22 protein-coding genes and 1 pseudogene are annotated in these 20,923 nt (G+C 61.4%); 13 read left to right on the top strand and 10 right to left on the bottom strand.

Features of this window, described 5'->3' with window-relative positions:
- Positions 1-3: 3 nt before the first annotated feature.
- From LZ605_RS04770 to LZ605_RS04760, 3 genes are read right to left on the bottom strand one after another with little or no spacing between them, the layout of a single operon-like run.
- Positions 4-360: a hypothetical protein gene (locus tag LZ605_RS04770; RefSeq protein WP_012480228.1), complete on the bottom strand. Its 357-nt coding sequence runs from the start codon at positions 358-360 to the stop codon at positions 4-6.
- Entirely contained in the window at positions 357-974 is a 618-nt protein-coding gene (locus LZ605_RS04765; RefSeq protein ID WP_005413376.1) for a cation transporter, read from the bottom strand. The genes LZ605_RS04770 and LZ605_RS04765 overlap by 4 nt, the downstream gene beginning before the upstream one ends.
- 24 nt (positions 975-998) lie before the next feature.
- The gene (locus LZ605_RS04760; RefSeq protein WP_043033508.1) at positions 999-2,957 is read right to left on the bottom strand and encodes a cytochrome c/FTR1 family iron permease; all 1,959 of its coding nucleotides are present in this window, start codon (positions 2,955-2,957) and stop codon (positions 999-1,001) included.
- Between the two features lie 90 nt (positions 2,958-3,047).
- Here LZ605_RS04760 and LZ605_RS04755 point away from each other — a divergent pair, with 90 nt between their 5' ends.
- The 3 genes from LZ605_RS04755 to LZ605_RS04745 are packed head-to-tail and all read left to right on the top strand — an operon-like array spanning position 3,048 to position 7,747.
- Positions 3,048-3,461: a MerR family transcriptional regulator gene (locus LZ605_RS04755; RefSeq protein ID WP_012480230.1), complete on the top strand. Its 414-nt coding sequence runs from the start codon at positions 3,048-3,050 to the stop codon at positions 3,459-3,461.
- On the top strand, positions 3,458-4,729 hold the full coding sequence (locus tag LZ605_RS04750) for a site-specific integrase (protein ID WP_005413373.1): 1,272 nt from the start codon (positions 3,458-3,460) through the stop codon (positions 4,727-4,729). Before LZ605_RS04755 ends, LZ605_RS04750 begins: the two co-directional genes overlap by 4 nt.
- A 24-nt stretch (positions 4,730-4,753) precedes the next feature.
- Positions 4,754-7,747 (top strand): Tn3 family transposase, encoded by a 2,994-nt coding sequence (locus tag LZ605_RS04745; protein ID WP_043033507.1) that lies wholly within the window; start codon positions 4,754-4,756, stop codon positions 7,745-7,747.
- Positions 7,748-7,790: 43 nt separating this feature from the next.
- Here the strand turns inward: LZ605_RS04745 and LZ605_RS04740 are convergent, their stop codons facing one another.
- Entirely contained in the window at positions 7,791-8,069 is a 279-nt protein-coding gene (locus LZ605_RS04740; protein ID WP_033835997.1) for a hypothetical protein, read from the bottom strand.
- 94 nt (positions 8,070-8,163) lie between these two features.
- Between LZ605_RS04740 and LZ605_RS04735 the strand changes: the two genes are divergently transcribed.
- Complete coding sequence (locus LZ605_RS04735; protein WP_043033505.1) at positions 8,164-8,409, top strand: helix-turn-helix domain-containing protein; 246 nt, start codon at positions 8,164-8,166, stop codon at positions 8,407-8,409.
- Between the two features lie 470 nt (positions 8,410-8,879).
- Positions 8,880-9,254 (top strand): helix-turn-helix domain-containing protein, encoded by a 375-nt coding sequence (locus LZ605_RS23175; RefSeq protein ID WP_080334755.1) that lies wholly within the window; start codon positions 8,880-8,882, stop codon positions 9,252-9,254.
- A 123-nt stretch (positions 9,255-9,377) separates the two neighbouring features.
- On the opposite strand, the gene LZ605_RS04730 is transcribed toward LZ605_RS23175, so the two are convergent.
- The gene (locus tag LZ605_RS04730) at positions 9,378-10,286 is read right to left on the bottom strand and encodes a DMT family transporter (RefSeq protein ID WP_180890368.1); all 909 of its coding nucleotides are present in this window, start codon (positions 10,284-10,286) and stop codon (positions 9,378-9,380) included.
- 97 nt (positions 10,287-10,383) lie between these two features.
- On the opposite strand from LZ605_RS04730, the pseudogene LZ605_RS23120 reads away from it, so the two are divergent.
- Both LZ605_RS23120 and LZ605_RS04725 read left to right on the top strand, forming a co-directional pair.
- Positions 10,384-10,557, top strand: a pseudogene (locus LZ605_RS23120) (AraC family transcriptional regulator); the annotation flags it as partial.
- A 156-nt stretch (positions 10,558-10,713) separates the two neighbouring features.
- A complete protein-coding gene (locus LZ605_RS04725) occupies positions 10,714-11,187 on the top strand; it encodes a helix-turn-helix domain-containing protein (RefSeq protein ID WP_231298592.1) in 474 nt (157 codons plus the stop codon).
- Here LZ605_RS04725 and LZ605_RS23170 read toward each other — a convergent pair.
- A complete protein-coding gene (locus tag LZ605_RS23170; protein ID WP_033835999.1) occupies positions 11,147-12,055 on the bottom strand; it encodes a LysR family transcriptional regulator in 909 nt (302 codons plus the stop codon). The two genes, LZ605_RS04725 and LZ605_RS23170, sit on opposite strands and share 41 nt — an antisense overlap.
- A gap of 93 nt (positions 12,056-12,148) precedes the next feature.
- On the opposite strand from LZ605_RS23170, the gene LZ605_RS04715 reads away from it, so the two are divergent.
- The 3 genes from LZ605_RS04715 (at position 12,149) to LZ605_RS04705 (ending at position 14,534) form a co-directional block, all read left to right on the top strand.
- Positions 12,149-12,658 carry a lactoylglutathione lyase family protein gene (locus LZ605_RS04715; RefSeq protein ID WP_033836000.1) on the top strand — a complete coding sequence of 170 codons (510 nt, stop codon included), beginning with the start codon at positions 12,149-12,151 and terminating at the stop codon, positions 12,656-12,658.
- 177 nt (positions 12,659-12,835) lie between these two features.
- Complete coding sequence (locus tag LZ605_RS04710) at positions 12,836-13,363, top strand: SRPBCC domain-containing protein (RefSeq protein WP_223224789.1); 528 nt, start codon at positions 12,836-12,838, stop codon at positions 13,361-13,363.
- Positions 13,364-13,415: 52 nt separating this feature from the next.
- Complete coding sequence (locus LZ605_RS04705) at positions 13,416-14,534, top strand: NADH:flavin oxidoreductase/NADH oxidase (RefSeq protein ID WP_049402762.1); 1,119 nt, start codon at positions 13,416-13,418, stop codon at positions 14,532-14,534.
- A gap of 215 nt (positions 14,535-14,749) precedes the next feature.
- On the opposite strand, the gene LZ605_RS04700 is transcribed toward LZ605_RS04705, so the two are convergent.
- Positions 14,750-15,103 (bottom strand): hypothetical protein, encoded by a 354-nt coding sequence (locus LZ605_RS04700; protein ID WP_043033501.1) that lies wholly within the window; start codon positions 15,101-15,103, stop codon positions 14,750-14,752.
- Positions 15,104-15,129: 26 nt separating this feature from the next.
- Here LZ605_RS04700 and LZ605_RS04695 point away from each other — a divergent pair, with 26 nt between their 5' ends.
- Together LZ605_RS04695 and LZ605_RS04690 are read left to right on the top strand one after the other, a co-directional pair.
- Positions 15,130-15,465, top strand: coding sequence for a hypothetical protein (locus LZ605_RS04695; protein ID WP_043033500.1), 336 nt, complete (start codon positions 15,130-15,132; stop codon positions 15,463-15,465).
- A 5-nt stretch (positions 15,466-15,470) separates the two neighbouring features.
- Positions 15,471-16,094 (top strand): TetR/AcrR family transcriptional regulator, encoded by a 624-nt coding sequence (locus tag LZ605_RS04690; protein ID WP_043033616.1) that lies wholly within the window; start codon positions 15,471-15,473, stop codon positions 16,092-16,094.
- A gap of 589 nt (positions 16,095-16,683) precedes the next feature.
- On the opposite strand, the gene LZ605_RS04685 is transcribed toward LZ605_RS04690, so the two are convergent.
- The 3 genes from LZ605_RS04685 to LZ605_RS04675 form a co-directional block, all read right to left on the bottom strand.
- Positions 16,684-17,712 carry a hypothetical protein gene (locus tag LZ605_RS04685; RefSeq protein ID WP_049402763.1) on the bottom strand — a complete coding sequence of 343 codons (1,029 nt, stop codon included), beginning with the start codon at positions 17,710-17,712 and terminating at the stop codon, positions 16,684-16,686.
- 234 nt (positions 17,713-17,946) lie between these two features.
- Complete coding sequence (locus tag LZ605_RS04680; protein ID WP_033836002.1) at positions 17,947-18,552, bottom strand: hypothetical protein; 606 nt, start codon at positions 18,550-18,552, stop codon at positions 17,947-17,949.
- Positions 18,553-18,700: 148 nt separating this feature from the next.
- Complete coding sequence (locus LZ605_RS04675) at positions 18,701-19,675, bottom strand: DNA-binding protein (RefSeq protein ID WP_049402764.1); 975 nt, start codon at positions 19,673-19,675, stop codon at positions 18,701-18,703.
- A 104-nt stretch (positions 19,676-19,779) separates the two neighbouring features.
- On the opposite strand from LZ605_RS04675, the gene LZ605_RS04670 reads away from it, so the two are divergent.
- Entirely contained in the window at positions 19,780-20,856 is a 1,077-nt protein-coding gene (locus LZ605_RS04670) for a site-specific integrase (protein ID WP_049401586.1), read from the top strand.
- The last annotated feature ends 67 nt before the right edge of the window (positions 20,857-20,923 follow it).

Genomic DNA, 20,923 nt, shown 5'->3' with positions numbered 1-20,923 from the left:
GCATCACCCTGCGATCGGCGGCCGGAACGGCGCGAGCAGGTGCTCATGCCGATATCTGTCCGCATGGGCTGTCGCCGACGGCCAATGCCGGCCGATATGAGCAATGGCCAACACTATTTCTGGAGCCGGCGCGGCCTGGCTACAGCACAGCACCAGCTGCTGTAGCCGGTGCAGCGCGGCGTCTACGCCACGCTCGGAAGCTGGTGATGCCACTGCCGGGTCATGGTCGGCCGCGGCCAGATGGGTTTGAGCATGGAGCTCGCCAACCACTGCCAGCACCGGCTGCGTCACAAGGCCCACGGCCAAGTGCGCCAGCAGCAGCCAGCGCAGGCCACAGCTCAGCCGGCCAAGCGCTGTCATGCAGGCGTTTTGCGCGCGTCGGCACGCGCCCGGCGAGCATCACCCAAGATCTCGAAAGCCTCCTTGATCACATACAGGCCGATCAGGGCGCCGATCACGAAATCCGGGTAGGGGCTGGCCAGCCACCACACCAACAGGCCGGCCAGAATCACCCCAACGTTGGCCACCACATCGGCGCGGGTAAACAGCCAGGTCGCTCGCAGATGCACTTCGCCAGACTTCAAGGGGGCGAGCATACGGAGCACCTTCAGGTTCACGGCCAGCGAGACCAGAGCGGTACCGATCATCCAACCGCTGACCGGCTCGGCGCCGTACATCACCCGGCGGCCGACTTCGACCAGCACGCCTACGCCCAGCACCAGCAGCACGCTGCCACTGACCCACGCGGCGTTGGCCTTGAAGCGCGCCGTGCGCCCGATAGCGACCAGGCCAATGGCATAGGCGGTGGCGTCAGACAGCATGTCCAGCGCGTCAGCCAGCAGCCCGGTGGAATGGGCAATCCAGCCGGCAATGCCGCCGATCACGGCCATCGCTGCATTCAGGACCAAGGCGATCCAGAGGATGCGTCGCTCCTCCTTGTTCTTGGCTTCGTGGTGGCACCCGCAATCACTCATGTCTTGGTCCTCTGCTGTGTTGTTTCATTGCTTGTTTGCGCCTGGCTGTCTACGCACACCGGAACGGGCATTGGCGAGGAACCCCACGATGGCGGCGGTGCCTACCAATACCTGCGCCAGCAGCGACTGCCAGGTGGGATACAGGCCGATCCACTCGATGCGCGGCAACGCGAGCGGTGTTTGAGAGATCCAGCCCGCTTCCTGCAACGCGGCCACGCCTTTACCGATCAGGATGACCGCCATCACCGCGATGAGAATCGAGCTGATCGAAAAGAACCGGCCAATCGGCAGCCGCCTGCTCATGCGCAGCATCCAGTACGCCACCGCAGCCAACACCGCGATTCCCGCCGCCAGGCCTGCGAGGATGGCGGTGGACGCCTGATCGCTCCACATCGCGATGTAGAACAAGATCGTCTCAAACACCTCGCGGTACACCGCGACAAAGGCCAGCATGAACAGGAAAACAGCCGAGCGCCGTGTCAGCGCAGTCGTCAGCTTGGCGTGCAGGTACTCCTGCCACCGCCCTGCAAGGCTCTTTTGGTGCATCCAGATGCCTACGCTGAGCAGGACAGCGGCAGCGAACAAGGCCGAGACGCCCTCAGTGACTTCCCGGTTCGCACCGCTGATATCAACAAAGTAAGTGGCCACCGCCCAGGTAGCTGCGCCTGCCAACAACGCGCAGATCCAACCCGCATGCACATACGGCAACACATCAGACCGCTCGGCTTTACGCAAGAACGCCACGATACCAATCACGATCAGCAGCGCTTCCAGTCCTTCGCGTACCAAGATGGTAAAGCTGCCTAGAAACGCGGTGCTGGCGCCTATTCGGGTGTCCTGCAGCGCCACGTCCGCGCGATCAAACAGCTGGGCAATTTGCGCTGCCTGCCCGGCAACGTCAGCCGCGGGCGCATGCTGATCCAGCTGCGCGCGGTAGCCTGCCATGGCCGTCTCGATCTCTCGCAGCAATGACGGATTGCGCGTGGCCAGCGTGGGTTCAAGCGGCTCTACACCATCCAGATAGGACGAGAGCGCAAGCTTTTTGGCTTGAGCCAGGTCCTCATCAGCGTAAGCGCGCTGGCTGGCGGCCAGTCGCTGCCGCGCCACCGCAAAGCGATCGGCTCCTGGTACCGCTTCGTTTACTACCTGTGGCTGCGAACGCAGGTAGGCGATGATCGCGTTTGCCTGATCGGCGGGCATCGTGGTGGCAAGATCGGCCTCTCGCGTGCGTGTCAGCGCTTCGAGCGAGGGAATGTGCGTATGGGCCTCGGCACTGGTGCGCCATAACGCCTCACCTTGAGCCTTGGCTTGCGAGGAGTACCCCAAGCTGCCCACATAGAATGCCAACGCCCAGCGATCACTTTCTGACAGCCCAGAGAAGCTGACCATGCCGGTACCCGGCACACCCTGGGAAATGACCTCGTACAACGACAGCGGCGTTCGCTGCGCGGCGCGAGTGGCATCGGTGAACGCGATCGGCGGCGGACTTAACGCTTGCGCGGCGGGGCCATCACCGTGACCTGTGGGGCCGTGACAGGCCGCGCACTGCTGGCTGTAGATGGACGCGGCCTGGGAGGTCTTCGGCGCGCTCGCCGGAACAGCGCCGATCGGGTAGCGGGCCAACAGCGTCGTGCCGAGCCCGCGCGCCAACGTTGCCACTTGCGCCGGGTCGGCCTTCTCTGCCACCGCCTGGACCAGGCGGTCGGCCTGGGCCGTCAGCTCCTGCTGGTTCTGGCCACTGGGCAATGCTGCCAGCTGACTGCGCACGGCGCCGGCAAACTCGCTCATTTCGGCGTATTCGTTGGGGGCAATTACGCGACCGGCCTGGACCGCGCCGGGGTAGTCGACCGCGATGTAATCGAGCATCTGCCAGGTTTGGCGCAGGTCTGCTGCGGCAGGCTCCGCCTGAGCAGAAGCGGGCAGAACCCAGCCGATCAGCAAGGCAATCAGGCAGTAGCGAATCAAGGCGATGGGCAGTGGCATGGTCGTCACATGCAGCGCCGCGGCCGGAGTGGCGGCGGATACGGGTTCAGCGTAAAGTCCGTAGCTACTACGGAGTCAAGCGTACTACGAATGAAAATCAGTGAGGCTGCCGACGCCAGCGGATGCCACTTGGAGACGATTCGCTATTACGAGCGGATCGGGTTGCTGCCGCGCCCGGGGCGCACGGGCAACGGCTACCGGGTCTATGGCCCGGCCGACATCGAGCGGCTGCGCTTCATTGCGCGTGGCCGGGACCTGGGCTTCAGCCTGGAGGAGGTCCGCAGCCTGCTGCAGCTGGCCGGCGATGAGGAGCTTTCGTGCGGGGACGTGGACCGGTTGGCCCGCAGCCATCTGGCCGACGTGCGCGCCCGCATGGCCGACCTGCAGCGCATGGCCAGCGAGCTGGAACGGGTGATTGCCAGTTGCCATGGCGGGCAGCGGGCGGAATGCACCATCCTGTCGACGCTGCGCCAGACGACCTCGGTGGAGGCCACGCGCCAGTGACCGAACTGGACCGCTACCTCGATGCGGCCACGCGCCAGAACACGGTGCGCAGCTATGCGTCGGCGCTGCGGCACTTCGAGGTTGAATGGCAAGGCCACCTCCCAGCGACACCTGACAGCGTGGCCCGGTACCTGGCCGCTTATGCGCAGACCTTGGCGACCAGTACCCTCCGCCAACGTCTGGCGGCCATCGCCTCTTGGCACCGCGACCACGGCTTTGTCGACCCGACCCGATCGCCGCTGGTGCGCAAGGTGCTCAAAGGCATCCAGACCCTGCACCCGGGCCAGGTCAAGCAAGCCGCGCCGCTCCAGATTCGGCGGCTGGTCGAGCTCGATGACTGGCTGGCCGCGGCGATCGCTGCGGCACATGCCCGGGGCGATGGGCCGGCGGCGCTGCGCCATCAACGAGACCGAGCGCTGGTGCTGCTCGGGTTCTGGCGGGGATTCCGTGGCGATGAACTGCTGCGTCTGGACGTGGCCCATCTCACGCTGGTGCCGGGACAGGGGATGACCTGCTTCTTGCCACGCAGCAAGGGTGATCGCCAAGCAGCCGGCGTCACCTACAAGGTGCCGGCGCTGTCGCGGTTATGTCCGGTGGAGGCGACCCAGGCGTGGCTGCAGGCGGCCGACCTGCAAGAAGGGCCGGTGTTTCGGGCAGTCAACCAATGGGGCCAGGTGAGCGCCGAAGGCCTGCATCCCAACAGCTTGGTGCGCCTGCTGCGCGAGTTGCTGACCAGTGCAGGCTTTGCCGATGCGGGGCTCCACAGCAGCCATTCGTTGCGCCGCGGCTTTGCCAGCTGGGCCAACGACCAAGGCTGGGACATGAAGGCCTTGATGGAGTACGTGGGCTGGCGCGATGTGCAGTCGGCCATGCGTTACCTGGACGGGCGTGACCCGTTTGCCCGGGACCGCATTGAAGCAAGCCTGCCCAGTCCAACCGTGCCGGTACCGGCGATGGCACTGCCGGCGCCGGAGGGCAAATCGGCCCTGCAGCTGCGCCTGCGCATGGTGCTGACCCCGTTTGCCCGCACGGGCCGCGGCGCGGCCAAGGCCCGAGGCCGAATTGAAGAGATCTGCTTGGCCCCGTTCCAGGCTGTGCGCCTGAACACCGCCAGCAGCGAGTACCAGTTGACTGCTCCCACCGATCCCGAAAGGGATCTGGATGAAATCCTGGCCACGTTGCTCGATGACATGCACCGCATGGCCGATACGCACCAGTGCTTCCTGGAAGCGTCGCTCAGTACAGACGACGGCCGGCACTGGGACTGATCCCCCTCACACCCTCCGGATCCAATGGCTACCCTTCACGAGACCGCCTACCCGCGACTGAAGCCTGATCCCACCGCCAAGGAACTGGAGGAGATCTATACCCCGACCGCCGCTGAGATTGCATTCGCCAAGCAGCTGACCACCCAGCCGGGTCCGCAGCTGGCGGTACTGATTCATCTCAAGCTCTTCCAACGCTTGGGCTACTTCACGCTGTTGGCCGACGTACCCGAGCGGATCCGGAAGCACATCGCCAAGGCCGCCCGACTCGGGCGCGTATTGGACACCGACCAGCTCGAACGCTACGACGCTTCCGGCAGCCAGCGCCGGCATATGCCGCAGCTTCGGCAATTCATCGGGGTACGTCCCCTGGATAAATCGGGCTTGGCTTGGCTGGACACAGTGGCCACCGGAGCAGCCCAGACCAAGCACACCATCCCGGACATCGTGAACGTCCTGCTCGAAGAGCTGGTGCACCATCGCTACGAACTGCCCGGTTTCCGCACTCTGGAGCTGGCCGCCATCGGCGCCCGTGAGCGGGTCAATCTGGGCTACTACCGCAGCATCAGCCACGCGCTGACGCCTGCCACGCGCACGCTCATCGACGAACTGCTGCGCGCACCGGAAGGGTCCAGGTTCACCGGCTGGCAATCACTCAAGCGCGAGCCCGGCCGGCCCACCAACAAGGAAGTTCGGTTCTACCTGCAGCACATCCGCATGCTGCAGCAGTTGGCCGACCAGCTGCCTCCCATCGATGTGCCGGTGCCCAAGCTCAAGCAGTTCCGTGCAATGGCTCGGGCCTATGACGCCAGCGAGCTGGCCGAACTGGCTCCGGACAAGCGCTATGCGCTGGCCACCATCTTCATTCGCGCCCAGCATGCCAAGACACTGGATGATGCAGCCGAGTTGTTCATCAAGCAGGTGCGCGGGCTGGAGAACACGGCCCAGCAGAAATTGCTGGCCTACCAGCTCGAACATGCCAAACGGGCCGACTTCCTCATCGGCCAGCTCAAGGAAATCCTGCAGGCCTATCAGCTAGACGGCAGCGATAGTCAGCGCGTGGATGCCATCGACAACAGCCTGGAAGCGGAAGTGTCGACCTTGCTGGCCGAATGCGAAGAACATATGGCCTACGCCGGGAAGAACTACCTGCCTTTCATGCTGCAGCCCTATGGCGCGGTCAGGCCGCTGCTGTTCAATGGGCTGGAGCTGATGAAACTTCGGGCGACCAGCCACGACGCCGGCATGGAGCCGCTGATCGCAGCGGTGCTCTCGCTGCGCAACCAGCGCCGTGAGCTGATCGAGGTCGCCTCCCTCGGTTTGGACCCGGAAAAGGACTTTGACTGGATGTCCAAGCTCTGGTGTCAGCACGTGTTCGGCAAGCGGGCCAGTGCAGCCGGCGCCGGCTGGATGCACCGTAAGTACTTCGAGCTGGCCGTGCTGGTGCAGGTCAAGGACGAACTGAAGTCCGGAGATCTCTTCATTCCCAGCAGCGAACGGTTTGATGACTACCGTGAGCAGCTGGTCGATGAAGCCACCTTGGCCCAGGAACTGGAAGCCTACGGCCAGGTGTCAGGCCTGCCCACCGACGCCGAGTCTTTCGTGGCGGGATTACGTGCACAACTGACCTCCCTGGCCGATGAGGTCGACGCGCGTTTCCCGGAGAACGTACATGCGGACATCCTGGATGGGCGCCTGGTGCTGCGGAAGGGGCAACGCGCCGAAGTCTCCAGCGCGATTACCACGGTGGATCGCCTCATCGCCGAACGGCTTCCAGAATCCAGCATCGTCGATGTCCTGATCGATGCCAGCCAATGGCTGGATCTGCACCGTTTCTTCCGCCCGATCGCCGGCACCGAGAGCCAGGTCGAAGATCTGCCCCGACGTGTGATCACCACGCTATTCTGCTATGGCTGCAACCTGGGGCCGACGCAGACGGCGCGGTCGATCAAGGGCTTCAGCCGGCGCCAAGTCGCTTGGCTCAACCTGAAATACGTGACCGAGGATGTGCTTGAGAAGGCCATCGTGGAGGTCATCAATACCTACAACAGATTCGACCTGCCTGGCTATTGGGGCAGCGGCAAGAGCGCATCAGCTGATGGCACGAAGTGGAGCGTCTACGAGGACAACCTGCTGTCGGAGTATCACATCCGCTACGGCGGCTACGGTGGCATCGGCTACTGCCACGTGTCCGACAAATACGTAGCGCCGTTCAGCCACTTCATTCCCTGTGGCGTGCACGAGGGCATCTACATCCTCGACGGTCTGTTGGCCAACACTTCCGACATCCAGCCTGAGATCGTCCATGGCGACACGCAGGCCCAAAGCTATCCGGTCTTCGGCCTGGCCCACATGCTGGGCATCCAGCTGATGCCCCGGATCCGGAACATCAAGGACCTGACATTCTTTCGGCCCGAACCGGGTAGGGCTTATAAGAACATCCAGGCACTGTTCGGGGACAGCATCGACTGGCAACTGATCGCCACCCATCTCCACGACATGCTGCGGGTGGTGATCTCAATCCGATTGGGCAAGATCACCGCGTCCTCGATCCTGCGCCGGCTGGGCACCTACAGCCGGAAGAACAAGCTGTACTTCGCCTTCCGGGAACTTGGCAAGGCCGTTCGAACGCTGTTCTTGCTGCGCTACATTGATGACAATGAGATCCGCAAAACGATCCATGCTGCCACCAACAAGAGCGAGGAATACAACGGCTTCGTGAAATGGGTGTTCTTTGGCAGCCAGGGGATCATTGCTGAGAACGTCCAACACGAGCAGCGCAAGATCATCAAGTACAGCCAGCTGGTGGCCAACATGATCATCCTCCACAACGTGGAAGGCATGAGCCGGACCTTGGCCGAGATGAGGAAGGAGGGGATTGAACTGACGCCCGAGATCCTGGCCGGCCTGTCGCCTTATCGGACCAGCCACATCAATCGCTTCGGCGACTACCACCTGGATCTTGAAAGGGAAGTGGCGCCGCTGAGCTACACAGCCAAGGTGCTTGAACAGACCCCATAGATGGGGAGAACCTGATCGAGAGACGAGCAATCAACTTTGAAATTCAGTCGCTTAGGCAGCTTTTGGCCCTGTACGTAATGATTCCCTGCCGACCCTCTTCAAGGTTCATCCCAGCGACTGCCCAGTTGAAGGCCGCTCTTTCGTGGGCATTGAGTTCCGCGTCGATAGCGTCAATTGACTGCCGGTATTGCTGCTGGGTTCCATTCGTAACCATCTTCTTGTCTGTCGGACCGCTGCAGGCAGCTAGCAGTGCTGATGCTGCCAGGATCAGTGTTGCTCTGCTTCTGGCCGCGGTGATGAAGCGGTATGGCTGTTCGCTCATGTGTCCCCCTGTCAATGAAGAAGACAGAATATCTGGTTTTTAGATATCGGAGAACTGGATATAGCTTTCTAGGCCGCTCAGCCAAGGCGCGGTCGTGTCGAAGTCCATCCATCGAAAAGAGTACGCTGCCCTCATTGAGGCTGTTCGCGAGGCGCGGCTAGCTGCCGGTCTGACCCAGGCCCAGGTGTCCAGCATGCTGGGCCGCAGCCAGTCATTCATCAGCGACGTCGAAACAGGCAAGAGAAGGGTTGATGTGGTGGAGCTGAGAGATATCGCCCGCCTGACAGGCCTTTCGCTGGGCAAGTTGATCACAAACTTTGAGAAGCGAATCAAAGACTAAAGCCCCTTAGGGTGTAGCGGTAGGTTCGCGCTTCTTGCCGGCCGGTCGGGACCAGGCGCACACGCCAGTGACAGACGGCCAACCGGATGGAAGGGGCACGCCCTGCCGGAAATCCGTGACGTAGATCGGCCTCGGCGTGCCGGGTCGAAACTTTAGGCTGTTTTGTGGAACCGTGGGGTCTGAACCCTCGTGTAGATCCGGGTGAAGCGACGTCTTTACAGTTGTTGATGTGAAGACATTTCTCCGGCCCACTCCACAGCAGCTCCACAGGTCGCTAAAGCGAACCCCTAAATGCCTCCGATGGGCTTGTCGCGGGGCCTATACCCTTTCGGCGCGGCTGTCTGACGTGGAGGATTGCGCCCTACACAAGCTTCGAGACGCAAAGGCTATCGCTTGGCGGCGGCAGCGCAAGATGCGCAGCTGGGCCGCGAAGCATCCCCGGTTCCTACTGTTAGCCTTTCCGCTTTGGGGTGATCCCCGGTCATTCGCTGAGTTACCGGAACAGAAGCTTTGGCCGCGCATTCTTGGCGTTTTCGCGCTTGTTAGCCCCCATCATCGATGCGCTACAAGCCGATCCAGGAAGTGGCCAGTCACTAGTTCAATGGGCAGAAGTTGCTGGCGTATCCTCTCGGACTCCTGCAAGACGCTGGGTTGCCGCTACTGGCCTGGGATGTTGTGAGTGGCGCCAGAGGCTGAAGCTTGCTGCGTCCCTCCCTCTCCTCCAGAGCGACTGCAAAGTTGGTGATGTTGCCAAGCGGCTGGGCTATAGCGGCCCCTCCCCTTTTATTGCAATGTTTCGCCGACTAACCGGCATGTGCCCAACTCAGCTGAAGAGCGCTGTCTAGATGCAACTTCACCTTGAGGAGAGGGCCCTTTGAACCTGGCTAGCCGAAGAAGCGTTCCCCGAACAAGGAGAACGGGCCTCAAGCGGCCCGTTTTCATTTGAACTGCAGCTATGCAATTGTCTTTCAGCGCTTGGTCGAGGTGTCATCCACGACCATGACCTCGTCAGGCTTCTTGCGAGCTGCGTACTCCGCCAGTACCACACCAAATACTGCCATCAAACCGCCACCCACGACCCAGGTGCTCAGAGACTCTTTGAGGACCACCACCGCAAGCAATGCAGTGACGATCGGGACGAGATTGAAGAACCCGGCCACGCGAGCAGAGCCCAGCCGATGCGGGCCGGTCATCCATGCCAACGGTGCCATGATCGAAGCGCCGATTGCTGCGAATGCAATGCAGCCGATGGCTGCGCCACCCTGGACGCCAGTGCCTGCGACAAGGAAAAGAGGTAGCAGCAGGATCGTTGCAGACATGGCTTGAAGAAACAGGGATTCGATCAGCGTTACGGGAATGCGCCACTTGTGCATCAGCAAATTGTAGGTGGCAAAAGCCAAAGCGCCCAGCAGCATCAGGGCGTCACCTTTGTTGATTCCATGGGAAACCAAGGCTTCAAAGTCACCATGGGACACTACCGCTATCACCCCAACCAAGGAGATGATCGAACCAATCACTGCGCCACCGCGGACTGCGTGACCCATGAAGATGCGCGACAAGGCAAGAGCGATCAACGGGATGAGTGCCTGGATAACGCCCATGTTGGTCGCAGAAGTGAAATGTGCGGCGTAGTACGCCAGGCATTGGAACATGACACCGCCCAAAGCACCGAGCACGAGGAAGCGTGCCCAATTGGCTTTCAGGACCGCTAGGTTCGACTTCAGGCGCGGCAGGGCGAATGGGAGCAAGATGATGGCCGCAGCAAGCCATCGCCAGAAGCTAATATCGACCGGGCCGACGGTCCCTGCAGCGAGCTTTGTAACGATGGTGTTGGCGCCCCAGAGAAGGCAGGCCAGGAGGGGGAGCAGGTAGTACATGGCATCCTCAGATACTGGATATCAACAGCCAGTAGCGTAGACTTGGCGGAATTTCGTTACATCCATAATTTGCGCCAATCTTCATCTTGAATGCGACATGGCAATGGACCCCGTCCCCTCGTTCAGCTCCATCCCTGGAGACATCTACGTTCGGCAAGGGACTTTGCCTCCCTCCGACTGGGATGCTCGTGTGCATCCGTGGGGGCAGTTCAACTATGTTGCGCAGGGTGTCATGGAGTTACAGGTAGGCGAGGACTGGATGGTGTCCCCTACCCACTATGCGATATGGATTCCGCCTGGTGTTCACCACTCATCCCGAAACCGTGGTGCGGTTGCTTATCGATCCGCATACCTTTCGGTCGGCGCGTCGGCGCAGATGCCCAGCATTCCGACTGCGTTAGCGGTTAGCTCGTTGCTTAGGGAGATCTTGGACGAACTGGCCCGTCGTGACATCGGCGAGGCCGTTAAGCCAGAAGACCGGCGACTCTCCGCGGTCGCCCTTGACCTGATTCTGGCCGCGCCGGTGATGTCGAGCTTCCTGCCGCTGGCCAGCGGTGACGTGCTAAAGCGGATTCTGAGCTATGCCGAGACCTCCCTTCAGGACTCTCCGTCGGCACTTGAGGTCGCAGAGCGCCACCACATTAGTGTTCGATCACTTGAGCGCTTGGCAAAGCGCGAGCTAGGGATGGGGTTCGGAGAGTGGCGCAGTCGGCTTCGTTTTCTGAGGGCAATTGATGCCTTGGGTTCAGACCGATCAATTACGCAGATTGCAGACGATCTGGGCTATGCAAACTCAACGTCTTTCAGTGAGATGTTCAAGCGACACTCTGGCCGGACCCCAGACCAGTATAGAAGGGGCCTCAGTCCGCTCCAGCGAGAGGTGGAGCCCTCCTCCCGCTGAATCGAGGCAGGCCTCGAAGCTGTTGGGTCAACCATTTAGCTGGCCCAGACAGTGGCCATTCGGATCGATGGATCATCCAGAGGGTGTCAACCACCGGAGATCCACAGTCAACCACCTCAATTGCGTCTTGCCGAGCGAAGGATTCACGGGCGTGTCGCGGAATGACAGTGAATCCCAGCCCGAGCGATACCGGCTCAAGGATGAGCGCAACCTGATTGGTGAAGCCGTGTATAGGAAGCGCGCGTACGCCTGGATTTCCTGGGAACTTGCGGGCGAGAAGGCGGGTGGCCATAGCCTGGCCATCTGGATGATCAACGAAACCCAACTTTTGAAGATCCGCCCAGCTGTCCGCGCAGGCACCTCTCGGAACTACCAGCTCAAGCGCCTCCTCGGTGAAGGGCTCAGCCCGCAGCCGAGGGTCATCCGGCCGAAGTGCAAGTAGACCCACCTCGTACTTCTTCTCCAGTACCGCCGATAGGATTTCTGGGTCCGGCGAGAAGCGATGACGAATGATCAAGCCGGGATGGGTGCGCTGGAAGTCCAGCAACACCGGGTAAAGAGCAAGGCCAACACTCCCGGGGGTTATCAGCGCAAACTCCCCCTGATCGCTGTCCGCGCTCGCGAGCTTGGCTTGAAGCCGGCGATCGGCCGAATCCATCTCTTGGCAGTACTGCAATAGAGCCATTCCCGCCGGCGTCAGCTCAATAAATCGTGGTCTGCGCAGAAACAGGGCACCCAGCTGTTGCTCAAGATGACGTACATGCTGACTGACCGCAGCCTGGGTGAGCTGCAGCTGGCCTGCGGCCCTGGTAAAGCTCCCGACCTCTGCGATAGCCCGAAAGGATCGGAGCCAATGCTCATTCAGCATAAGAATATTTTATCAATCTGATAAAAATGGATCAGATCATGGTTGAGTTGCAGGGTCTAATCTTGCGGCTACCCCTCTCTTCAGTGGTGTGCCGTGCCTGCCCTACCCCCTCCCTACCCTCGCGCCTTCTCCCACATCGGCCTGTCTGTTACCGATCTCGATGCCGCGGTTTCCTTCTATACAGAAGTCTTGGGCTGGTACCTCGTCATGCCGCCGACCAGGATTGCTGAAGACGAAAGCGCAATTGGCGTGATGTGCACGGATGTGTTTGGGCCTGGATGGGGCAGCTTCCGCATTGCACATCTATCCACTGGTGACCGGGTTGGAGTCGAAATCTTCCAGTTCAATAACGCCGAGCGTCCCGCGAACAACTTCGAGTACTGGAAGTCGGGCGTCTTCCACTTCTGTATTCAGGATCCGGACGTTGAAGGCCTGGCCGCTCGGATTGTGGCAGCTGGTGGAAAGCAGCGAATGCCGGTTCGAGAGTACTTCCCAGGGGAGAAGCCCTATCGGATGGTTTACATGGAGGATCCGCTGGGCAACATCCTGGAGATCTACAGCCACAGCTACGAGCTTACGTATTCAGCTGGCGCGTACGTCTAGCTCCACGCACACCCTCAGCCAGCTTTCGACTGCCAGGCAGTCCTCGCCAAACTGAGACACGACGGTACGGAGCAAGTGTCTCGGCTGTAGAAGTCAGAGGTCTGCAAGTTAGAAGCTGGCGAACGTAATTTTAACGATTCATCGGCGAGCCGCGCCGCTAGCCCTAAGGAGCATATGATGAAAATGAACGGCATTCGTTGGCCGGAAGGCTACCTTCCTGGTTACACCGAAAACTTTGTCTCGAATGAGCTGATCGTCCTCGGCCTTGCCGCAGCTGATGTTTGGCCGTTGCTTGAAGAGCCACGTCTGTGGCCGACCTACTACGGAAATTCAGCCAATGTGCGCTTCCACGATGGCGCCGGCCCTCTGTTGCGAAACGGGGATCGATTCTACTTTGAAACCTTTGGCTTCCCCGTGGAGGCTCAATGCGTCGAGCATGAGGCTCCTACCTCCGAGGGTCCGGGCCGGATCGCTTGGCATGGCTGGGCCGGTGAGCCCGGGTCTGCCGATCGACTTGACGTTCATCATGCGTGGATTGTCGAAGACCTTGATGGTGGCCGAGTGCGGATCCTCACGCAGGAGACGCAGAAGGGACAGCCTGCAGAAGCCCTGCGTCTGGCCAAGCCGAATCCAATGATCAATGGTCACCAGGATTGGCTGGACGGCCTGGTGGAAGCAGCTCGAGCCGCCAAGTCAACGTCCTAAGCCGGAGTAAATCCCCGTGCTTGCTCCTCTTGCTCTCCCCAAAGCCCCGTTTATGTCTGCCCTGTTTAGCCCATTCGAGCTCAAAGGTGTCACTCTTAAGAATCGTATCGCGGTGCCGCCCATGTGCCAGTACAGTGCGGAGGACGGCCGTATCAACGATTGGCATCTCAGCCACTATGCCGCGCTTGCGCGCGGAGGCGCTGGGCTCGTGATTGTCGAGGCTACCGCCGTGTCTCCGGAAGGACGCATCACCCCGGGATGTGCTGGCCTGTGGGGTGATGAGCAAATTCCAGGAATGGCAGCCATCGCTTCTGCCATCAAGCAAGGCGGTGCCGTAGCTGGCATCCAGATCGGCCACGCAGGGCGCAAGGCTAGTGCAAATCGGCCATGGCAAGGCGATGACCACATCGCAGCCGATGATCCCGCAGGATGGGCGATCCTTGGTCCCTCGCCGATCGCCTTTGGCGGCTCGCTCGATAGAGTTCCCAACGAGATGACGGTTGAGGACATTCATCGCGTTCAAGCGGATTTCGTCGCTGCAGCCAAGCGTGCGCTTGCTGCAGGATTTGAATGGCTGGAGCTTCACTTCGCTCATGGCTATCTGGCGCAGAGCTTCTTCAGCCCCGACAGCAACAAGCGGGAGGATCGCTACGGTGGCAGTGCGGAGAACAGAGCACGCTTCCTGCTGGAGACATTGGCGGCCGTCCGTAAGGTTTGGCCCGAGCATCTGCCGCTGACCGCGCGCTTTGGAGTTGTGGAGTACAACTCGCGCGATGGCCAAGCACTGGTCGACTCCATTGAGATTGGCAAAGAAATGCGAGAGTTGGGGCTTGATCTGCTCAACGTGAGCATTGGCTTCAGTGCTCTTGGTGGCCGCGTCCCATGGGGTACACAGGCGTTCCTGGCACCCCTTGCTGAGCGATTTGCTAATGAAACTGGGCTTCCGGTGGCCACAGGTTGGTGCATCGATGATCCACAGACTGCCGAGCGCGTTGTAGCGGACTGTCAGGTTGACCTAGTGATGATCGGGCGGGCCCACCTATCCAATCCGCACTATCCGTACCAAATGGCCATTGCGCTTGGCCAGGAGCTCCCAGCCAGCGTGCTACCCACGCCTTACAGCTATTGGCTGAGCAGATACAAAGGCCCGGGCAAGGCGTCGGCTCAATAGGAGCGAGCCAGCCCCCTCCTCCATCGAGCAATAGGGGCAAATGATCTGGCTCCCATCGAGAATCCCTAACGCCATTGCAAGCTGCTACCCCGCCTCAACACAGGCGGGGACAGGCACCATTAAAGTTGCTCCGCCTTGTCCGCCAGGGGTCACCGAAGCGGCTGCGTGAGCGAGACGGGATGGGAGGTCTGACTAGGCGCCGAAGAAGACTCGAGCTAGCGAGAGGCACTTGGCCGACGCTGCCTTGCCGGCATGCTCAAGCGCGAGCGCTCCGCCGCCGACAAGATGACCATCAGCACAAAGGGGTTGGCTACCTGAATCATGACTACGGACGTCTCTGAGATTGCACCTTGCAGCAGGAGAATCATCGGAATAGTGAGTAGGGCATGGAACAACACTCCCGCACCAACCAAAAGGGCTAGTGCTCGATAGCTCATACGACCCGCGCCAAAGGATGTGTAGATCATCCAAGCGCAGAGGGGGATGAAGATGATGATCGCAGTTAGCGTTCCCGCGCCGTAGCCGACCCCGAGAATCAGCGGGATCACGTGGAAGACAACGTTGATCATGATGATGCTGTAGATCGCATAGCCCCTTGAGCCAGGGCAAGGCTGGAAAGATTGAAGGCGGCGATCGCCTGCCCTGGGTGAAGACGCGTGGTGAGGACAACTACGCGATCTCAGAGCAAATCGGCTGGCAGGTCCATGTCTATGGACGAGCCAGTACTGAACTAAAGGGCTGGTGCGACAGCCGCGGCATGGCTCTTCGCGAGTTTACCTGGCACGAAGAACATGGCCGCGCTGGACGTCAGCAGGACGCTGTCTACGTTCTGCGGCCTGACACTTGGGTGGGATTGGCACAGCCAACGCAGTCCCTAGACGAGCTGCAGCGCTATTGGGATTCCCGCATGGGCAAGAGATTGAGCACGTGAGCGAGATGCAACCTAAGTGGAGTCGTCGCAAGGAGGCGCGGCCGCTCGAGATTGTAGACGCTGCGGTAGATGTTTTCCTTGAGAACGGCTTTGCTGCCGCAAAGCTCTCTGATATCGCGAAGCGCGCACGAGTCGCGAAGGGCACGATCTACCTCTACTTTGAAACCAAGGAAGAGCTGTTTCGAGCCGCAGCGCGCCAGTTGATCTCCACAAATCTGGAAGGCCTTGAGACGGCACAGGCGACCTTCGACGGGTCGATTGAGGAGCTAATCCCGACGCTCCTCCAGCGAGCGGTCTCATCAGGTGGCGATGCCCGCTTGTCTGCAGCATTGCGAATGGTGCTATCGGAGAGCCGAATGTTTCCTGAGCTTGCGAGGATCTGGCATGACGAAGTTGCATCTCGCATGATCCGGCTGGTGGCAAGCGCTGTCGAGCGGGCGCAGGCCAAGGGGACCGTCCGCGCCGGCGACTCAAATCTCATGGCCTTTTCAATCATGGCTCCGATCGTAATGGGTGTGCTGTTCCACGAGCTGTTCGGGACCTCGAGTCCGCATGCACCTGCGCTGGACAAACTTGCGTCCCAGCATGCTTCAATGATCCTTCATGGCATCACTGTGGATGCGATGTAAGCCGCCCTCACGGAGTTGTTAAGGGTTAGGCCACATCTATCCCTCCATGATTGAGATCAGTTGTCCTAGCCCTGCGACTTCGAGGGTGATCGTCTGCCGGCCAGAAGCAGATTCAGCGCGGCACAATCCTAGCCAGCGCATGCGCCCAAGGCATTGCTACTTGAAGGATGGGCAGCCATTGGCAAGCCACCAGCAGGCTACCGTCCTTCGTCGCCCCATGCGCACCGTCACGCAGTTCGAGCAGGGCATCCGGCCCGGGTTAGTCGTCCATCCCGCTGCAGACGATCAGGTCGAAACGACCCGTCGGCCACTCCTGCAGTTTCTGGGCGCAGGCCGCCGGAAGCGATAGAACGTTGAGTGTCGGTCCGAGGGCTGGCGCACCTCGTAGCCGCTGCCTCGATATCCCCCCGAGAACCGCTGGCCGAACGCAAGCGTCAGCGCCTCCACGCTCAGCACCACGTTCCAGATCCTTCGTGGCCCCACTTGCCGCTTCGCTTCCTGCGTTACGACGGCCAGCGCAACGGCCCCGATGACCGCGGACTGGTACCGGAGTTCAGGCACCACTCGCCGAGCTCCCGCGCGCCTGCGATCAGACGAAGACCTCATCGAGCAGGTCCCGCAGCGCGCCGTTCAGCCTCGGGTCGCCCTGTCCCTGCAAGGACAGGTACAGCGACAACGGGTCCACGACGGTGCCCGCGCCACCCAGGCGGGTGGAGTACGCCCAATGCTGCACGTCTGCATAGCCCTCGCCGGCCACGGGAAACCATTCCGGCTCCGGATGCCGACGGAAGCAGTCTCGTCCGATCGCAGCGATCGGACGCGATGGCGCCGCCAGTTCGGTGAGAACGGACAGGCCGGTTTCTCCCGCAGCACGACAATGATCGGCCAGCAGCATGTCCAAGCCACTTTTGCCGATGCAAGTGGTGCGCAGCACCGGCGAGCGCAGCCGCGGCAGCGCGACCGCCCACAAGGAGCGGCGCGCTTTCAAGAACCGTAGCTTCGTCTCCCGCCCCTCGCGCTGGGCGCTGACGAGGTTAGCCGCCACCAGTTCACGGGCGACCCGCGAGGCAGTCATGCGTGAGTAGCCTGCCTCGCGCGCCAGGTCGAGCGGCACCCACGGGACGCTGCCAGGGATGCCGCGCTCCTCCAAGTCGGGCCGCAACAGGGCCGCGATCAGAACCGCTTGTGCCGGATGGCTCAACCGCTCCCCAGCGGATGTGAGCACCCTTGGAGACGAATCGCGCTCGCGTAAGCTCATCAGGAAGCTCGGAGCGAACAGTTGGCTACCAGGCACAACGAAATCCACCCGAGACTCGATGAGCTTGGAGCGAATGTAGGGCGAAACGCCGGAGAGCACGAGAATGACCCTCAAGCCGGCCTTTTCCGCCAATCGATGCACCTGCGCGATCAGCCGCAAAGGTGGCAACGGTTCCGTCTGCGCCGGGACGGTGGCCAGCAGCACCCTGTGGCCGAGCAGGTCAAGCTCGGCCAGGCCGAATAGGGTGGCGAGGAAGTGGGGTAAGCCGCGCGTCTTGGAGCTGGGCCAGGGCTCGAGCTCACCGACCATGTCGGGTAGTAGACCCTGAAGATAGCGGGCTGCGGCGTCGAGGTCGTTCATAGCAGCGAATGTAACGGAGGTTCTTTACCGTAACAAGGCGCGGTGACAGTGAAACTGCTCTGTTACAGTCCAGTGCACCAGGCCCCTGCTACATCGCCAGGCGAGTTCCCCCGTTCAGACGCCAGCTACTCCCTCCGACTCCGCACGATTTGCCGGATAGCCCTCGGCAGTGGATTACTAGAGAGAGGTTTGTGACTATTACCGCGTAGTTGTAACGAACAGCATTTGCATGGGCTATTCATTAGGCAGCACGATTGTGTCGTAGTTGAAGTCTCGAGGCCGCTGACCGGTTGCCTTGATTGCTTCTTCGACGGCTCTATCGAGCATGAGCAGGTACTTTTTAACGATCTCGCTCCCCCGCCCCTTTTTCATCTCTTCTTTTCTCAGAAAGAGTTCCTGGATCTCCTTAAGTGCACTCACAGCCGTTGCTGATTGCTGCAGCGCAATCGCCAAGGATCGGTTCGGCACGTCAACATAGTTGACTGAATCGAAAGCCTTATGAAGCTGGGTCAGATGCGCCAAGATCAGCCGGGGGCCGCCGAATCCTCCCTCGAACTGCGCCAGCATCAGTGTCGCTGGAAATCGCGCATAGGAAATCAGCTCTATGAGGGACTGTGTGACCTCCCGTCTCCTGACTCTGGCGTGCCAAAGGGGGATCAGTCCCGCGGCGATGATGGCTGCGATGCTGCCGATCGCTTGCACCCACGCCGGCCAGTCAAGCGCTAACGTGGCGGATTTGGGACTCGGCTTGCTCATGAGTGCCCAAGTCAAGACGGCTCCTGCGGCAAAGGTCATCACAGCGACCACCGCCCAATCTCTGTCAGTTCTTCCCTGCTTCATGGCGTTCCTCCTCCGGCGTGCTGGTTTCTACCGTTCGTACGGGGCCTGTCGCGCCGTGCTCTCGGGCGCGGTCGAGGATGAACTTTGGGGGGGGCGTGTACGTCCTCCAAGTCTTTCGGGGAAAGAAGCCTTGATCGAATGGATGGCCTCAAGTCTTAGATTTCCTGCTATTGGGTTCTTGTGTCGGCTCGCCCACTCTTCTGGGCGCGGTGCGGCGTGGCTTGCTTTGCCTGCTTGGCGTTGCCGTGTTCGCTCTCCCTTGTCGGAGTGCCTCGGTAACTTGCCGAGTGGTTTCCTTCAGTGACGTCAGCTGCGCCTCCAAGCCATCAGCCCGCGCGTTCACGCCTTCCAGTCGGCGCAATGCCTGTTGCTCGCGGTTGGCAGCAGCAATGGCTTGTTGCTCGCTCTCTCGCAATGAGGTGGCCAAGGCCATGCGCTCCCGCCCCCACTCCTGCTCGGCTGACCGCAACGCCTGGCGATGCCGGTCAACCTCCGTATGGGCACGATCCTCCACTGCCCTGACGTGCGCCTGGAGCGCCCTCCTCTCTTCTTCGTGAGCGGCCGCGGCCTCGCCCAGACTGCGGCGTACGGCATCCAGTTCCTGCTCGAGTCGCTCCGCCCGTCCATAGGCTCCATCGCGTTGGCGCAGCAGGTCTTGTACTTGTGCCGTCATCTGGGAGACCTGTGCCGCCAACTGCTCCGCGGTGGTGGCGGCGGCCTGAGTCTGGACCTGAGCCTCCCTTTCGCGCTTCTGGCTGGCCTCAATCGCCAGCGTCAGGGCCACCCGGTCCTCCTCCAGCAGGCGCTCGCGTTCCTCCAGTGCGTGCCTGGTCGACTCCAGCTGGGTCTGAGCGAGCTCGCCGGCATCCTGCAGCGCGGCCTGCCACAAACGCTGGCTCAGGTGAGCTACCCGCTCTGGGATGCCTGGAACCGCCGCCTCAATGGCGCGCTGGCGCAGGCGAAAGCCTACGGTCTGCCACCAGGTCTCCAGCCAACGCGTGACGGTGTTGGGCGAGCCGGTGCCCAAGTGGGCTCGGATTCGCTCGACGGTGGGACGTTCGCCGGCGGCGATGATGTCGTCCGCTGCCTGGTGCACATCCAGTTCGCTGATGCCCTTGGCCATTGGGTGTCCTTCTGCGGAACGGTGAGAATTGGCAGGCCATGTCTGATAAGGCATATTTATCAGATGTAGCTCAACCTAATCATAGTGCACAATACATAGTACATATGAATAATATCACTGCTGCGTCAGGGGAACTCGTTTCGGGGCTGGTTCCGGAGCGGCTGGCCACTTCCGCCGCAGAAGCGGTGCGAGACATCCTGCAGGAGGCCGAAGCGCCTAACACCATTCGCAGCTACGCCGGCGCCCTGCGCTATTGGGCGGGCTGGTTCGAAGGGCGCTATGGCAGGCCCATCGCCCTACCCGTCCCCCCGGCGGCAGTGGTTCAGTTCATCGTGGATCACATGGGGCGCTCAGGCGATTTGGGGCTTCGTTGGGATCTGCCTGCAGACTTGGATAGTGCCTTGGTGCATGCGGGCCTGAAGAAGAAGCCTGGGCCGCTGGCGTTCTCCAGCCTGGTCCACCGGGTGGCGGTCTTGTCGGCGGCCCACAAGCAGGCCCGCCAAGACAACCCTTGCGAGGATCGCGCCGTGAGGACCCTACTGTCCAAGGGGCGCAGGGCTTCTCACAAACGAGGCGAGCGCCCGGCCAAGAAGACCGCGCTGTCAGCCGCAGATCTGCGCGCAATGGCGGCCACCTGCGACACCTCGCTCAAGGGGAAGCGCGATCGCGCCCTGCTCTACTTTGCCTTTGCTAGCGGCGGGCGCCGCCGCAGCGAAGTCGCCGAGGCGACGGTGAATCACCTCACCCGACTGCCCGAAGGCGGCTACACCTATCGCTTGGATCACGGAAAAACCTTGCAGTCCGGGCCAGTGGTTGGCAGCAGCCCCGACAAGCCCATCCTGGGAGAGGCAGCCACCGCACTGCAGGACTGGCTGGACATGGCCGAGATTACCGACGGCCCCCTGTTCCGGCGCGTCTGGCCACGGTCATTGGGCGGCGCGCTCAGCGGCAAGGCGGTCGCCGCCATCGTTAAGGACCGGGCGCGGTTGGCCGGTCTGGACGGGGACTTTGCCGGCCACAGCCTGCGCTCGGGCTTTGTTACCGAAGGTGCGCGGCGTGGGGTGGCCCTGCCGGCGCTGATGGCGATGACCGATCACCGCTCCGTGGCCAGCGTGATCGGATATTTCCAGCAGGGCGGCGTCGGCAGCAACCCCGCCGCGCGCCTGATGGATGAGGACTGAGCCTCCGGCCCGAGCGGCCAGCAGTGCGCGTTGAATGTGCCCCGCTCGGGCCCTATCCTGCACAAGA

Source organism: Stenotrophomonas maltophilia (assembly GCF_023518235.1).
In the GTDB taxonomy this organism is placed as follows: Bacteria; Pseudomonadota; Gammaproteobacteria; order Xanthomonadales; family Xanthomonadaceae; genus Stenotrophomonas.
Note: the sequence above shows the minus strand (reverse complement) of the source record. Positions and strands in the feature narration are given on the sequence as shown.